The organism is Pseudalkalibacillus sp. JSM 102089, from assembly GCF_041366475.1.
Classification (GTDB): Bacteria; Bacillota; Bacilli; order Bacillales; family Guptibacillaceae; genus Guptibacillus; species Guptibacillus hwajinpoensis_B.
Genome location: NZ_JBEWYW010000004.1, coordinates 296,987 through 311,714, shown reverse-complemented (window position 1 = coordinate 311,714; position 14,728 = coordinate 296,987). Strand labels below are relative to the sequence as shown.

Below are 14,728 nucleotides of genomic sequence, written 5' to 3'. Positions count from 1 at the left end.
TGCCCATTTATTCTTTGTTTAACCAAGCAGGTTACATATTTCCTTTACAATTCCCCCTACTGAACGTTTCGTTGTGTCAATTTCATATTCAGCTTCACGATAGAGTGATAATCGCTCTTTGAATATCGTATGAACCTTATGTTTTAGATCGGCTCCAGCAAGTAAAGGCCTTGATGTATCACCTTCAAGTCGCTTTATGATTTCTTCTGGTTCACAATGTAAGTAAATCACCGTTCCATTTTGCTTCATAAATGTTCGATTTTCTTCTTTTAAAACAATCCCACCGCCTGTACTAATAATCACGTTTTCAGTTGGTAGATCTTTTAGAGAGGCTGATTCATACTTTCTAAATGCAGATTCTCCTTCCTCATCAAAAATGGCAGGAATGGTCTTGCCTTGCATTTTCGTAAGATGCTCATCTGTATCAACCGATTTCAGCGATAACGCTTGAGATAATTCCTCACCTATAGTTGTTTTGCCAGAGCCCATAAATCCTGTTAAATAGACCGCTCTCATGTTGAACCTTCACTCCATTCTACGACTTGCTTCATCATTTGATTGTATTGAAAAGACGCAGCTACGCGTATTCCATTATCCGTCGTTCCACTCAACGTAATTTGCAATACATCAGAAGAAGAATTAATCACAGCGCGAACTGTACCTTCATTGTACGTAAACGTTCTTTCCGCACTAGATCCCCCTGTTTTCTGTATATATGAAATTGTATCTTTCATACTAAGGACTAGCAAGGTCTGCTTCTTAATTTCTTCCTCTTCACGATCAAGAAAAACTCGCTCATTTTGTGTCACATTCCATAAATGAAAAACAAACCCAAGAAGCAGCGTACTAATCATCATCATCATAGCCGTCATATAACCTTTTTCATTAAGGTTTATAAGACATTTGAAATATAGCGCGCTTTTCTTTCTGTCCATCAGCAAGTTCCACCTCAACAATCACTCTTCCATCAGTTACTTCAAGAAATAACTCGCGAATGTTCTGTAATACAATTTCATGCCCAGCATTGTTTACTCTACGCCGAATGGACGATCCGTAGCGTTCGTATCGTATAGTTGTTCCGTTCTTCGACAACATCTCAATTCCACCATTATGGATCTGAATTCGAGAAGATTCTCGAACTTCTTTAGAAAACAAATGAAAGAATAATTGTGCTTCCTCATGCTGAAAATCTGCATTCACTTCTTGTAAAGAAGCGTTCATTATCAAAGGAAGCACACATACAATCGCAATGAGAATGGTCACAGTTAACATTAATTCTAGTAATGTAATCCCTTTTTCATTCATTATCTTGCGGTAAGCTTTTACATATCATTGATTCAGTTTTTACTCCGCTATCAAAAGAAACACACACTTTATCAGCCATTACTAAAAAGGAAAATTTGGAGCCTTTAACGGTTTCGCTTGCAGGTAGAATTCTCCCCTCCAAGACCATTCCCCTCCAGTATTGATCAAGCAATATCACTGCAGTTTTTCGCACATGTATCACCTCTCGCTCTTCATAAAGATGGGAATAAATCGGTAATATACTTGAAGATAAGATCGTTAAGATAGAGAGACCCGTTAATGCATCAAGCAAAGAATAGCCTTTACAACTTTTTAATATAGAAACGACCAGCTCCCACCTGCACCACAAGTTTATACTCCTCCTTGCCAGCCTTTATATAAAGTGTTCCTGCTTTTTGAACGTTTCCATTCCCCCCAAACACAATTTGATACCCCATTGTTCCTTCATCAATCGTAATATGTTCTGGAATTTCATTCGACTTCACTACCGTAGATGCGGTGCCCTGTATACTATACGACCCTTTACTAGGTGAAATGGAAAATCGATACGAGGATTTATTTACATATGCAAGCTCCTGGGTATACCTTAGATCTGATTGGATGTCGCCAAGAAAATGTCGTGTGGAAGAAGCATTTTGCGTAGGGGATATGTGTAGAAAGATCAGACATAGAAGAATTGATAAAACGGAGAGAACAATCATCATTTCTAGCATGGTGTAGCCAAAAGAATTTCTGAATTGCACACGAAAAAACATTAGTTAGATAGCTTTACCTTCCCATCGGCGACGGTTAACTCTTCACCTCCAGGACAAGTTACTTCATCCATGTCTAGGTATTCTTCTGAAACAAGATCATTGATTGAAGTTGGATAGGATCCAAAATTCGCTTTATACGCCGCTACCTGTGTTTGGGCAACTTTTATCGTGGCCTCGCAGCTTTTCGCCTCAACAACCTCATTGTTTTTAGTTAATCCTGGTACCGCAATTAAAAGCAATATTGAAATGATCATAATAACAATCATCATTTCAATTAGCGTAAACCCTTTCTCATCTTTAATAAGACCTAACCATTTCCTTATTTTCATTTACAATCTCCCCTTTAAATATTTTGCAAATAATAAAACATCGGTAAAAGAATAGACATAAACATCAACATAACGACAAGACCAACACCGACAAAACTAACTGGTTGCAAAATCATGAATCCTTTTTTTACCAACTCCTCAAACCGTTCACCGATCACCTCCCCATATAAGATTAGCTCTCTTCCTAAATTCCCACTTGCCTGGCCATGCATTAAAATTTCTTTGAATTCAGGAACATACAAACGTGTCTGATCAAATAAATCCTCTAATTTTTCACCCCTCATTAATGATCGTGAAACACGTTCGGCTTCTTCTTGAAAAAACACAAAGTGAGATTGTTTAGTTAATAACGAGAAAGCTTCTGCAATTGAAAGACCGCTTTGAAGTAGGAGCCCCAGGTGAAGAGAGGTATGATGTGTCAGATAAAGAGGAATAAAAAAATGCACGAACGGAATTTTACTGTAGAGAAGCATTCTGTGTACAGCTGAACTTTTCTTGTTTTTTATCAAATTGGATAGGTAAAGAACAATAGAAAGTAAAATTAAACCGACAAAAATAGCCGGAGTAAATCTCACGAGCGTCATAAAAAATCTTGAAATAAAAGGGAGTGGAACATCAAGGGAGTGATAGAGCGTATTAAATTGAGGAAGTAAATACTTTCCTACGACAAACAGCATGATCGCTGTCATCCAAAATAAGAAGATGGGGTAAGCAAGCGTACTTCTAAGTCGTTTTTGCCATTCACTTCGCGTTTTCATCAACTGACCGGATGCCGAAATACCGGTTGCAAAATCTCGCTGCTCAGACATATATAAATAGGATAAGATATCTGCTGGAAACTGAAAATCTGCTAAAACATCGTGAAAGGAATCACCACCCTTAAGTCTGATAATAATCATTTCAATATTTGATCGAATATGATCGTTTTGATATAAGGCGTATACCTCCAAACATTTGGCAAGTGAGTATCCTTCCTCAAGCATTTTCCCTATACGACAAAGAAAATCTGCTTTACGGTCAAGCTTCCATTTGAATCGTTTCACGATTAAATAATCCCAACTCCTTCTCGACAGTCTCTTTTTGAATATAACCTAGGGCATAGGCTCGAAGAATGTAATCTTTAATGGTGGATTGACCAGGAATCGATAAAAGTTCTGGATGATCGAGGGCTTTTTGAAGGTGAATACCCGCGAGGATTTCAACGACAGCAAGTTTTCTTCGTGTTCTTCGCTTTAGACACTCCAGAGAGCATACTTGACAATAGGGACACTTTAGGGGAACAAGTCGTTGAGTGGCGACTCCTCTTAACGTTTGAGTAATATTATGAAGAGGAATACCAAACTCAAGTAATCTCGGAATGCACTCTAGCGTACTTCCGGTGTGTAGCGTTGAAACCACAAGATGCCCCGTCATGCTAGCTCGAATAGCGAGTTGGGCAGTTTGTTCATCTCTTATTTCCCCAACGACAAGAATATCCGGATCATGCCTGAGCCCAGCTTTGAACCCTTCATAATAAGATAGTCCAGCTTTCTCATTGACTTCCATTTGAATAAAATCAGGATTGCGCTTTTCGATGGGATCTTCAATTGTAAGAACTCGCCTATGCCGCTTAACGCTGAGAGTTTGAAGGAGGGAATACATCGTTGTAGTTTTTCCAGAACCTGTTGGTCCTGTAATCATAAATAAGCCACTGTTACAACTTACGATTTGGAGAAGTCTAGTTGCAGTTGAGGGGAAAAGAAAGAGTTCTTTAAAGGAGTGGGTTTCATCTTGCGGAAGGATACGAACGACAAGACTTTCGTGATAAGGGGTGGGAATCGTTGAGAGTCTTAAGTGGAGTTTTCTTGGATATAGAACCATATCCATGGCCCCATTTTGTGGGCGACGCTTCTCTCCAATATCCATACCACTGAGGAATTTAAAATGAGACAATAGCTTTTCTGCTACCATCATAGGAAGCCAAAGCGCATCATAAAGTCTATTATCAACACGAAACTGAATCAACGCTCCTTTTTCCTTCGGATGAAAGTGTACATCTGAGGCCCCTACTTCCACCGCTTGCTTAATAATATCCTTTCCTTTTTCTTCAATGTTCAGCAAAAACACACCTTCCTTTCATATAAATTGACAGCAAAACCAGTCACGATTTTTAAATCGTAAAGAGAAGGATTCGCCAGGCAAATGGCAATTCCTTCTTAAATAAAGAAATTTCTTTTTGACTGGCGCTCAATAATGATTTGGGATTTATACTCAATATACATTATCTAAATGACGCATCATTGAGAAAATCATGAACCCTTATTTCAAATAATGCTTTTTCTTCAAGAAAAGGATAATGATTGCTTTGATCAAAAATAGCCAGTTGGGAATTTGGAATTTCATACGCTATTTCTTCCGAAAATGATAAGGGACACTGGACGTCATGCTTCCCACACGCTATTAAAGTTGGGGCAGATATTATATTAAGTTGTTTCGTTACATCAAATTGGATGATTTCGCGGGCAAAAAAGTTCATCCGATTTGTTGCCATCTTTTTATTTATTCGTTTTGAAAAATAGTCTTGATATTTTTCTGGCAAATAAAGAGACAGCTTGGTTCTGTCTCTGGTGATCCTTTCCCGCTCATCATCACCAAGTCTCGAGTCTTTTAGTTTTTCTATGTAATGCTGCATGATGTGATAATTCTCATGCGCAGAGTTATATATACATGCTGACGACGAAGAACCATATTCTCTAGCTGCAGCTCCTACTATTATTATGGCTATAAGCGAACGGGATGCATGAATTCCATATACACAACCAAGCATCCCTCCCGTAGAATGACCAGCGAATGTCCACTGTTTAACTCCAAGAGCTGATCTCACACTTTCAAGATCAAATACAGTCTCCAACATAAAATACTCATAAGGTGCGTTTACAGAATCTGAATGACCCGCATCCTTTAAATTAACTAAGTAGACTTTATGACTATTCGTAAACGTATCTGCAAAATAGTCTCCGCTTTCATTAAATTGAGAGTACAGGTGCGTCACACATAATGGAGGACCGTTCCCTTTGATAAAAACTTCAAAAGTCCCTCGCTTTGTATTAATAAGCGTTTGTTTCCACATATAGACCACTCCCTTTACTTAGGTTGCGTGTATCCCGTCATCCTATAATAACCGCTGTTCCATAAGCTATAATTTCTGATGCGCTTGACATTACAGCTGAAGACTGAAGGCGAAAACCGACAATTGCATTTGCTCCCTTTCCTTCAGCGTCTTTGACCATTCTTGCGATAGCTCTTTGCCGTGCTTCCGTCATCATTTCTGTATATTCTGTTATTTCTCCACCTACTATTGTTCGAAGACTTGCTAGTATGTCTTTCCCTACGTGTTTGGATTGAACTGTGCTCCCACGAACATACCCAATAACTTCCTTGATCTCTTTCGTTGCTATCTCATCAGTAGTTACGATCATCATCACTTTTTTCTCCTCTCTCCATCGATCTTCGTTCTTTTATTAGTACAAGAATTAATAATAAAAGGGAAAGAACATATGCCAACGCAACGAACGGCACCCAAACTTTCTGGGTAAAGAACATTACTACAATAAGGAACTGAAATACAGAGGAGCTAGTTATGAGGAATATCTTCATTATGCTCTCCCCTCCATTCTTCAATTACTCCTTAAAGAATACCTTATTAGGAACTACTTTACTTCATTTTCTATGAAAATTTCGCTTTTATTAGTGAACATATGTTCACTAATTATATATACAATCTTTAACAAACTACAAAAAAAGCGATACGCAGAAGTTTTCCGCATATCGCTGTGACATGGATTATGATGCTATCTTATTCAAATAAGCAGTAGGACATTCCTAAAACATACATTACTTATTATTTAACGTGCTAACTCAGAAAAAAGAGACCATTACAATTCGCACCTTCAATGTGAGTATAAGTTACTGATTCTCTGATCATACTATCAGAGAAATACATGATTGGGCTATAGCCAAGCGGTAAGGCAACGGATTTTGATTCCGTCATGCGCTGGTTCGAATCCAGCTAGCCCAGCCAATTTCTTATGAAACCACCGCGAGTTTTTTCTTTCGCTGTTTTAAGTTCTGAAGTCCTGATTTGTTATAGCCCACAATCAGTTTTTTTCCATTTGTTACGATAGGTCTTCTAAGAAGTTTAGGTTCGTTATGCATGAGCTCTAACATCTCTGTTATGGTTAAATCGTCAATTTCAACATTTAACTTTTTAAAAGAGCTACTCCTTCTAGCTAGAATTTCTTCGATTCCGTCAGTAGAAAGAGTGATAATTTCTTTTAGCTCTTCAATGGAAGGTGTGTCTTTAAATAAATGACGCTCCTCAAAATTAACGCCATTTTCTTTTAACCAGGCTTTCGTTTTTCTGCATGAGGTACAACTTGGATAAGTGTAAAACAACAATTTATCTTCCAATTTAAATCCTCCCCGTTTCGTTTTCCGTTAATAACTAACAATACCCACATTATACAACACTTAAACAAATATTGTACAAGAAAAAGATTTGTATTTTTGTGAACGATTTGGGATAATAAATTGGAACCCTTTTCAAGGTTAAATAAGGAAAGTCATTATTTTGCCATGAGACTAGCATTTACTTTTCTACAGAACCTCATATATAATACGATATGTATGAGTAATGAACGAGCAAGGGAGGAACTATTATGCCTAGAATGTACCGAGTTTTAGCTTTCTGGACCGGCATTTTCTCACTAATGGGCTTTGTTGGTGAGATGCCAGTATTGGGATTGCTGTTCCTTGGCCAGGCCGGCATGTTTTTAGCGTTAAGTTATTTAAACTTAACAGAACGTACTTATCTGTATATTTTTGGTGTATACTTAACTTTATTTATGGTCGGTTTTTCATACTGGTCAGTGTTCATGATGACGCCTGGATCAGGCGGACATTAATTCGAACGAAAAAAGACGATGCTTATGCATCGTCTTTTTTTCTTTGGCGCTTTTGTTGAATCATGACAAGAAACTGATTTGATTCCGCTAACCATCTAATTGCTCGATTTTGTTTTTGTTCATTAGAAAACGGTTTATCTGGATTGACTTGCTTAATAAAGCTTAATAGATCATGCTTCAAAAGAAACTGTCCCTGCGGCAAGCACTCAAGCCATTCTAGGCCATTTTCTATTCCAATCTTTTCAATTGCATCAATAGAAACATGGGTGGTTAAATCCATTTCCCCTGGATACTGAAGAACGTCTTCCATTAATTGGTGTTTCCTGTATCCGCGCAGACTCCCTCTTTTCCTTGCAGGATGTTGCCATTCCTCGTTCGTATAGCCGTAGTCAATTGTATAAACTTTCCCCTCGGAAATCCATTCACCAGTCTCATAAAGCCAATCGCTCATGATCAACGGTACTTCAAAGCGTTGATCTTCCGCAAGAACAACGTCATGATGATTTAACCATTTGATTAGCTTTGCATCTGTACAAGGTTTGTAGATCTCCCTAAAGGAACCACGATGATCGATTCCCACACATACTTCGTACAATTGATTTTGAAATTTCTCTACAACCCTAACAGGAAAAGCATCTAACAGTTCATTGGATAAAAGAATACCGTTTAATATAGGTACGTCATTCTTTATTTCCGAAAGTGAAGAATATATTCTCACGTTAAGCTCGTGCACCTTTTCTTCAATTAGACGACGATGGTATTGACTTGCTTCTATCACACAATAAGTTAGTTGATGAAAAAGTTTCTGGTCTTTTTGTTTCACTTCATCAAGAAAGGAGGCAATGAAGTTCCCATCACCAGACCCTGCATCAACAATGAAAGGTTCAAGATTATGCTTGTGAATATCGGCGATCAGAACCCGAGCCATAACTCTAGGAAAAATATCATGAACACTTGTAGATGTATAGAAATCACCGTTTCGACCTGTTTTAGGTTGATTTACCTGGTAATAGCCATACCGCTCATGATAAAGAGACAGCGTCATAAATTTCTCGAACGATATAGCGCCTCCAGGACTACGCTCGATCTCCTTCATGATTTCATCCCTTAAAGACGTCATTTATAAAGAAAATCCATTTAGAAACGGATTCTCTACCATCTCCACTTCTATTGTCGTAGACGGTCCATGACCAGAGGCTACAATCGTTTCTTCTGGTAATACTAGAAGGCGGTTATGTATACTGTTCAGCAGCTGCTTTTGATTTCCACCAGGAAGATCAGTTCTTCCTACGCTACCTGCAAAAAGGGCATCACCTGAAAAGACTAGATTAACGTCTTTAAAATAAAATGAGACGCTACCAGGTGAATGTCCTGGCGTTTCAAATACCTCAAATTGAAACGGTCCAATTGTCATTTCCCCTTCACTTTCAATTAAATGATCAGCCGGCTTACCTTCAATATTATCAACTACCGGAAACAGCTTAGAGCCATTTAAAGAAGCATCTGAAAGCCATTTTTCCTCATAAATATGTAAGTAAACTGGGATTTGATACGTTTCTCTTATCAGATCCACCGCTCCAATATGATCGAAATGAGCATGAGTTAAAAGAATAGCGATTGGTTTTAGTTCTAGCTTTTCCACTTTCCTTTTGATTCGACCACCTTCAGCTCCCGGATCAATGATAAGAGCCTCATTTTGCTCATTCCATAAGAATCCTGCGTTTGCTTGCACCGGCCCAACAGCCATTTGTTTCCATTCCATTGTCATCGCCTCCATTGAAAGATTATGTTTCTTATTCTACACTATACAAAAGGTTGTACCAAAGGAGATGTTTATGTTGAAAAACATGTATGGCGTAGAAATGAATCCCCCAAATAATAAACTACCTGGCTTCATGGCCCAGATAGTGAAAAAGACAGCCGAACTTGCAAAAGTGTTTGATCGAGATAAACAGCTCGTTATTCTAAATGATCGTGAAGAAGCTGTTGCTCTTCAGAAATACTACATTTCAAAAAATATATTTCAAGAGTTCTACTCACTTCTATACCTTTCTCCAAACACAGAAATAACTCCCTCTTTTTCAGATTATGGCTTTGTTTCTCAAAACAATGAGTATTTTCTTTATAAAAAGATGATCTCCTGCTTCACTATAAGGAACGGAGAGCAGTCGCAAATCGAAATGGCGATTCTTCAAATGGAAGAGCATTTAATATGCAAAGAGGGTGAACTCTTTTTTGTTGATCATATGTCCATTGAACTAATGGAGGGTATTGCTCGAGCTTATAACATTGAACTTACATTTTTGGTTGAATAACACCTCGACAAACGAAAAGAAAACGGTTAAAATAAGAAAGGACTTATCGTACATACCACGCAAGTTAGAAAAATTTATGATTTAACCATGCAACAGCTATTTTACGGGTATACTGATAAAGAGTGCATGGATAGGGAGGTATTCCAAATGGGGTTAGCAATTATTTTTGCAATCGTTACGTTATTTTGCGTATGGGGCGTATTCCGTTCTCTTCGTGAAAAGAACTTTATGGGCCTTGCCTTTGCAGGATTAACAGTGCTTGTATTCGGCGCCTTTACTGTTGCCACAATGATCGATATACTTTTCGGATCTGGGGGCGGCGGAGGACACTAAAAAAACAGCCTAAATGGCTGTTTTTTTATTTTGAAGAAAAATGAAAAGAATAAGCTTATGAACCTGTCACAGCATAGCAAAACAACCAGTAATCAACTAAATGATGACAGGCACTTATTCTAAGTGCCTGTTTACCGAATCAAGTTTATCATCCATCTTAACCTTTTTATCACGACGATCATCTATACGAAGGTTAGTAGCGACACGCTCTATCCCCGCTTGAAAAGGTGCTTCATGTATGGCATGGACCACCTCGAGAAGATCTGCTATTTCCCCTTCAATTAGAGTGCTCATTGGTGTTAACCTATAAGTAACTCGATCTGAATAAGATTCAAGAATTTTCTGTACCTCAGCTACATATTTGCTGACACTAGGAGTTTCTGTACCAATCGGAATAACCGTCACGTCTACAATTGCCATTATTTATTTCCTCCTTTGACTTCTAATAACTGCATCTTTCGATTATAGAAAAAGCGGTATGTAACTAACGATATAATCATCGCACATATGGAAACGGATGAGAAGATGCTTATCGATATTACAATTTGATATCGTATAGCTTCAATGGGCGAAGCGCCACCTAGAATAAGTCCTGTCATCATACCGGGCAATTGTACAAGACCAATCGTTTTTAATCCATCTACGTTAGGGATCATAGCCGCACGAATTGTTTTCCTTATGATCATTTGAGAAGCTTGTGACGAATTTGCCCCAAGTGACAACGCTGCAAGAATTTTCCCTTTGCTATCATGAAACTCATTTTTCATTCTCTCAAATGCTAGACCTGTTGCAACCATACTATTACCAATAATCATTCCACTCATTGGAATGACTTGTTCTGATTTAAATGGAATGATATCAAAAATAATCCATAGTGAGAGAACAAACACTTCAATCAATATGAGAGAACAAAGAGATAGCAGAAAGGCATAGGGTATACCCTTTCCTCTTTTGGCAGCTTGTAGAGAAGCAATGACCAGCATAACCGCTACCCAAAGTCCTATTCCCTGCCAATCAGGCATTGAAAACAAAAAAGTAAGAATGTAGCCTATAAAAAATAATTGAACTACCCCACGTAAGGAGGACCAAATCGCGGATTTGCCAATTCCTAGTGAAAATAAATAAGAAAGAGACACGGGGATCATGACAAAGAGAATCATCGTTAATAAAGATAGATTTGATATTTCAGTCATTGGTTATCCTTCCAAAAAGTGCTTTAAAGCATCTGATTTAGGCGATTGAAACAATATTTTCGTTTCTCCTTGTTCTTCAATCTTTCCTTCATTCATAAAGAGAGTATATGAACCAAGCCTCTTCGCCTGCTTTAGATCATGTGTAATCATTAGAATCGTTTTCCCTTCTTCATTTACAAGTGTATGTAACAATTCTTCCATCCAATCAACTGTACGCATATCAAGCGCACTAGTCACCTCGTCTAATAACAACACCTCAGGATTATTAGCAAGCGTTCTCGCAAATGCCACTCTTTGCTCTTCACCACCAGATAAATTTTCCACATCTTTTGTTAAAAAATCGCGAGGTAATTGAACTTTCTCTAATAGTTGAATGCCCATTTTTTCATTCCATTTCTTTTCTAGAAGCGGTCCAAACTTTAAATTATCTTCAATTGTTCCATTAAATAGGTGAGCCTGTTGAAAGACCATCCCAATATTTCGACGTAGCTTATTGATTGGAAATTCATCTAGCTTCTTTCCTTTAAAGAGAATTTCACCTCTATCAGGATCCTCTAATCGGTTCAGCAACATCAATAAGCTACTTTTTCCAGCGCCTGAAGGGCCGATGATCGTTGTTAATGATCCTTCTAGCATATCAAAATGAATATCTGACACACGTTCATTATTCACATTTTTCACTTCAATTATTTTATTCATGAGACGACCTTTCCTTACTGTAAATTAACACCATTATTCTATCATGCATTGATGACCTATGATAAGAAAGTGCATTTCGTGTATAGCTTATGTATTTTCGACCTTCTCATCCTAAAAGACACCCCCAAATAAAAAACTCTGCGCAGTGCAGAGCTATTGTTTCATTCCACTTATTAGCTTTTGCCTATGAGCAGAGTGGTTCGTAGGTCCAATTCCATTACCTATAGAAAGAGAATTCGCAATGGCTGCTGTAATAAATTCTTTTGCAGTTGAGACCGCCTCTTGTATTGTTCGTCCTTTCGCAAGCTCTGCAGTTATGCAAGCAGAGAAGGTACATCCCGTTCCATGAGTATGTTTTGTATCAATACGTTTAGACTCATAGTGATAAAAACGTTGGTTCGCATACAAAACATCTATCGAAGTTTCTCCATCCATATGTCCGCCTTTAACAAGGACAGCCTTTGCACCAAAGTGTTGTAATGCCGCTGCAGCTTCTTCCATTTCTCGAACTGAAGTAATTGAGTCGCCACCTAATAACTCCGAAGCTTCAGGAATATTTGGTGTAATAATAGTACCAAGAGGAATGAGTTCTTCCTTCATGGCACGAATCGCCTCTTTTTGAAGGAGTGATGCTCCTCCCTTCGCAATCATAACAGGATCAATCACAAGGTTTGGCACCTGGTATTCTCTTATCTTCTCAGCAACGCCCAAAATAATATCACTAGAGAAAAGCATACCAGTTTTCACAGCATCTGTTCCAATATCCGATAGCACAGCATCTAACTGAGATTGAACCGCTTCTATAGATTGGGGATAAACATTGTGAACCCCTAGAGTATTTTGAGCTGTAAGTGCCGTTATGGCACTCATCCCAAACACTTCCCGCTCTTGAAATGTTTTTAAATCGGCCTGAATACCAGCTCCTCCCCCACTATCAGATCCAGCTATCGTAAGTGCTTTACGCATAAAACTCACTCCTTCATTATATAACCTGGAAACGATCAGGTCGAAATTGACCGAGCCCTAATTCACTAACACTTCCATCGATTTCATCAGCTACAATCTTTGCTGTAACAGGACTAAGTAAGATTCCGTTCCGATAATGACCAGTGGCTAAAATAACCTTAGGTTTATGATCTAGCTTTCCGATAATAGGAAAGCCATCTTGAGTAGCAGGTCTTAACCCCGCCCACTTATGAAATGGATTTTTCTGCTGTAAGGCAGGCATCACTTGCTTACTCCATTTCTCAAGTCTTCCTACACCATGTTCCGTAACAGCTGTATCAAAACCAGCGATGTCCTCCGAAGCACCAGCAACAACTGATCCATTTGCTTTCGCTACAAGATAGCCTTGACTCGTAAAAATAATGTGATTGAGAGATGGGGCTTCATATGCGCAAATTTGTCCACGTATTGGATAAATTGGCAACGTCAAACCAAGTGCTTCCTCCCAGTACATAGACCATGCTCCTGCAGCAAGAACAACTCGATCGCTTTCGATTTGTTGACCTTTTACCACAACGCTATTCTCTTCAAACGTCGCCTCTCCCGCATTCTCTATCACCCGAACACCTAACTTGCGACAAGCATCTAAAAGTGCTGAGACGTAGCCAGGAGCATAAATATGTGACTCTTCTGGACACCATAATGCTGCAACAACATCTTGAGAAAGGCCTGGCTCTTTCACTCTTACTTCGTCAGCATTTAATATTGTAGATTCAACGTTAAACTTACGTTGCCAGGCCTGCTTTGTCTCAAGAGACAGCCGATCAGCCTCATGATAGATACAATAAAGACTGCCGCTCTCGCAATATTCAAAATCAACTTCTGAATTCTGTTTGATTTCTTCCTGCCATTTCGGGAAAAGCTTTAAACTATGTTGGCAAAGTCTGAAAAAATCATCTGGATCTTCTTCAATTTCCGAATAAGGCGCAAGCATGCCTGCAGCTGCACCTGAAGCTTGCCCCCCACACTTATGAGCTTCTACTACAGTCGTTTCATGTCCCCTCGTACGGCATTCATATGCTATGGAGAGACCAATCACACCGCCTCCTACAACCGTAATGTTAGCCATGATCGCCCTCCTTCTATTAATTTCGTACCGGACTACTTGCAGTGGCGTACTTCTTTTTAGGAATTCTTCCTGCAACGTAAGACAATCTTCCTGCTCTAATAGCCAACTTAACTGACTCAGCCATCATGACAGGGTTTCTCGCTTTCGCTATGGCTGTATTAAGGAGGACTCCATCTGCCCCAAGCTCCATCGCTTGTGTTACATCAGATGCATGTCCAAGACCCGCATCGACTATGACTGGTACCTTCAGTTGTTCTGTAATTAGTTCAATATTGTATGGATTTAAGATGCCGAGACCAGTTCCAATAGGAGATCCCCCTGGCATGACAGCCGCTGCACCTGCTTCTTGTAGTCGATAGCAAAGTGCTGGATCATCAGAAGTATACGGTAAAACAACAAAACCTTCTTTAGCAAGAACCTCTGTAGCTTTCAAGGTTTCCACCGGATCAGGGATTAGCATTTTTTCATCTCGACTAACTTCGATTTTTATCCAATCACTTAAGCCAGATGCTTTTGCTAAACGAGCGATGCGAATGGCTTCTTCAGCAGTCGTAGCTCCGGAAGTATTGGGCAAATAGTGAAATGATTGATTCTCGATGTGCTGTAAGATCGCATCTTCATTTGGTGCAGTAAGATTCACTCTTCGAATAGCAAATGTGAGAACTTCTGCTTCAGAAGCTTCAATTGCTTTATTTTGAACATATGGATTTGGATATCTTCCCGTGCCAAGAAACAAGCGGGAAGAAAGTTCTTTACCAGCTATTGTTAATTTATCATTCATT

General features: G+C 38.9%; 22 protein-coding genes and 1 tRNA gene. 4 read left to right on the top strand and 19 right to left on the bottom strand.

What is annotated here, in order from left to right; translation table 11 throughout:
• Window positions 1-18: 18 nt before the first annotated feature.
• The 10 genes from ABVF21_RS12275 to ABVF21_RS12230 all read right to left on the bottom strand — a co-directional run bounded on the left by ABVF21_RS12275 (window position 19) and on the right by ABVF21_RS12230 (window position 6,025).
• On the bottom strand, window positions 19-516 hold the full coding sequence (locus ABVF21_RS12275) for a shikimate kinase (protein ID WP_371018265.1): 498 nt from the start codon (window positions 514-516) through the stop codon (window positions 19-21).
• Complete coding sequence (gene comGG / locus ABVF21_RS12270; protein WP_283153997.1) at window positions 513-935, bottom strand: competence type IV pilus minor pilin ComGG; 423 nt, start codon at window positions 933-935, stop codon at window positions 513-515. Before comGG ends, ABVF21_RS12275 begins: the two co-directional genes overlap by 4 nt.
• Entirely contained in the window at window positions 886-1,305 is a 420-nt protein-coding gene (locus ABVF21_RS12265) for a ComGF family competence protein (RefSeq protein ID WP_303530663.1), read from the bottom strand. The genes comGG and ABVF21_RS12265 overlap by 50 nt, the downstream gene beginning before the upstream one ends.
• A gap of 302 nt (window positions 1,306-1,607) precedes the next feature.
• The gene (gene comGD, locus ABVF21_RS12260) at window positions 1,608-2,048 is read right to left on the bottom strand and encodes a competence type IV pilus minor pilin ComGD (protein WP_371018264.1); all 441 of its coding nucleotides are present in this window, start codon (window positions 2,046-2,048) and stop codon (window positions 1,608-1,610) included.
• 11 nt (window positions 2,049-2,059) lie between these two features.
• Window positions 2,060-2,389, bottom strand: coding sequence for a competence type IV pilus major pilin ComGC (gene comGC, locus ABVF21_RS12255; RefSeq protein WP_371018263.1), 330 nt, complete (start codon window positions 2,387-2,389; stop codon window positions 2,060-2,062).
• 14 nt (window positions 2,390-2,403) lie between these two features.
• Entirely contained in the window at window positions 2,404-3,432 is a 1,029-nt protein-coding gene (gene comGB, locus ABVF21_RS12250; protein ID WP_303530658.1) for a competence type IV pilus assembly protein ComGB, read from the bottom strand.
• A complete protein-coding gene (gene comGA, locus ABVF21_RS12245; RefSeq protein WP_303530656.1) occupies window positions 3,407-4,489 on the bottom strand; it encodes a competence type IV pilus ATPase ComGA in 1,083 nt (360 codons plus the stop codon). Before comGA ends, comGB begins: the two co-directional genes overlap by 26 nt.
• Before the next feature lie 160 nt (window positions 4,490-4,649).
• Window positions 4,650-5,498 (bottom strand): alpha/beta fold hydrolase, encoded by an 849-nt coding sequence (locus ABVF21_RS12240; RefSeq protein ID WP_303530654.1) that lies wholly within the window; start codon window positions 5,496-5,498, stop codon window positions 4,650-4,652.
• Window positions 5,499-5,535: 37 nt separating this feature from the next.
• On the bottom strand, window positions 5,536-5,850 hold the full coding sequence (locus ABVF21_RS12235) for a YbjQ family protein (RefSeq protein WP_194222145.1): 315 nt from the start codon (window positions 5,848-5,850) through the stop codon (window positions 5,536-5,538).
• On the bottom strand, window positions 5,831-6,025 hold the full coding sequence (locus tag ABVF21_RS12230) for a hypothetical protein (protein WP_371018262.1): 195 nt from the start codon (window positions 6,023-6,025) through the stop codon (window positions 5,831-5,833). Before ABVF21_RS12230 ends, ABVF21_RS12235 begins: the two co-directional genes overlap by 20 nt.
• 349 nt (window positions 6,026-6,374) lie before the next feature.
• On the opposite strand from ABVF21_RS12230, the gene ABVF21_RS12225 reads away from it, so the two are divergent.
• A tRNA-Gln gene (locus ABVF21_RS12225) sits at window positions 6,375-6,449 on the top strand.
• A 5-nt stretch (window positions 6,450-6,454) separates the two neighbouring features.
• Here the strand turns inward: ABVF21_RS12225 and ABVF21_RS12220 are convergent.
• On the bottom strand, window positions 6,455-6,838 hold the full coding sequence (locus ABVF21_RS12220) for a Spx/MgsR family RNA polymerase-binding regulatory protein (RefSeq protein WP_194222147.1): 384 nt from the start codon (window positions 6,836-6,838) through the stop codon (window positions 6,455-6,457).
• Window positions 6,839-7,086: 248 nt separating this feature from the next.
• Here ABVF21_RS12220 and ABVF21_RS12215 point away from each other — a divergent pair, with 248 nt between their 5' ends.
• Window positions 7,087-7,332, top strand: a complete 246-nt coding sequence (locus tag ABVF21_RS12215; RefSeq protein ID WP_098444207.1) for a DUF2626 domain-containing protein — start codon at window positions 7,087-7,089, stop codon at window positions 7,330-7,332.
• Between the two features lie 22 nt (window positions 7,333-7,354).
• Here ABVF21_RS12215 and ABVF21_RS12210 read toward each other — a convergent pair whose 3' ends face one another.
• A complete protein-coding gene (locus tag ABVF21_RS12210) occupies window positions 7,355-8,428 on the bottom strand; it encodes an SAM-dependent methyltransferase (RefSeq protein ID WP_371018261.1) in 1,074 nt (357 codons plus the stop codon).
• Window positions 8,429-8,452: 24 nt separating this feature from the next.
• Window positions 8,453-9,094 (bottom strand): MBL fold metallo-hydrolase, encoded by a 642-nt coding sequence (locus tag ABVF21_RS12205; RefSeq protein WP_371018260.1) that lies wholly within the window; start codon window positions 9,092-9,094, stop codon window positions 8,453-8,455.
• 73 nt (window positions 9,095-9,167) lie between these two features.
• Here ABVF21_RS12205 and ABVF21_RS12200 point away from each other — a divergent pair, with 73 nt between their 5' ends.
• A complete protein-coding gene (locus ABVF21_RS12200; protein WP_303530644.1) occupies window positions 9,168-9,647 on the top strand; it encodes a hypothetical protein in 480 nt (159 codons plus the stop codon).
• Window positions 9,648-9,794: 147 nt separating this feature from the next.
• Window positions 9,795-9,980: a DUF2759 domain-containing protein gene (locus tag ABVF21_RS12195; protein ID WP_098444211.1), complete on the top strand. Its 186-nt coding sequence runs from the start codon at window positions 9,795-9,797 to the stop codon at window positions 9,978-9,980.
• A 114-nt stretch (window positions 9,981-10,094) separates the two neighbouring features.
• On the opposite strand, the gene ABVF21_RS12190 is transcribed toward ABVF21_RS12195, so the two are convergent.
• The 6 genes from ABVF21_RS12190 to ABVF21_RS12165 form a co-directional block, all read right to left on the bottom strand.
• Entirely contained in the window at window positions 10,095-10,400 is a 306-nt protein-coding gene (locus ABVF21_RS12190) for an MTH1187 family thiamine-binding protein (RefSeq protein WP_194222151.1), read from the bottom strand.
• Window positions 10,400-11,173, bottom strand: coding sequence for an ABC transporter permease (locus ABVF21_RS12185; RefSeq protein ID WP_283153991.1), 774 nt, complete (start codon window positions 11,171-11,173; stop codon window positions 10,400-10,402). The genes ABVF21_RS12190 and ABVF21_RS12185 overlap by 1 nt, the downstream gene beginning before the upstream one ends.
• Window positions 11,174-11,176: 3 nt before the next feature.
• A complete protein-coding gene (locus ABVF21_RS12180) occupies window positions 11,177-11,872 on the bottom strand; it encodes an ABC transporter ATP-binding protein (RefSeq protein WP_194222153.1) in 696 nt (231 codons plus the stop codon).
• Between the two features lie 153 nt (window positions 11,873-12,025).
• On the bottom strand, window positions 12,026-12,838 hold the full coding sequence (gene thiD / locus ABVF21_RS12175) for a bifunctional hydroxymethylpyrimidine kinase/phosphomethylpyrimidine kinase (RefSeq protein WP_303530639.1): 813 nt from the start codon (window positions 12,836-12,838) through the stop codon (window positions 12,026-12,028).
• A gap of 16 nt (window positions 12,839-12,854) precedes the next feature.
• Window positions 12,855-13,946 (bottom strand): glycine oxidase ThiO, encoded by a 1,092-nt coding sequence (thiO, locus tag ABVF21_RS12170; RefSeq protein WP_371018259.1) that lies wholly within the window; start codon window positions 13,944-13,946, stop codon window positions 12,855-12,857.
• A 16-nt stretch (window positions 13,947-13,962) separates the two neighbouring features.
• Window positions 13,963-14,727, bottom strand: coding sequence for a thiazole synthase (locus tag ABVF21_RS12165; protein WP_194222155.1), 765 nt, complete (start codon window positions 14,725-14,727; stop codon window positions 13,963-13,965).
• Between the last annotated feature and the right edge of the window lies 1 nt (window position 14,728).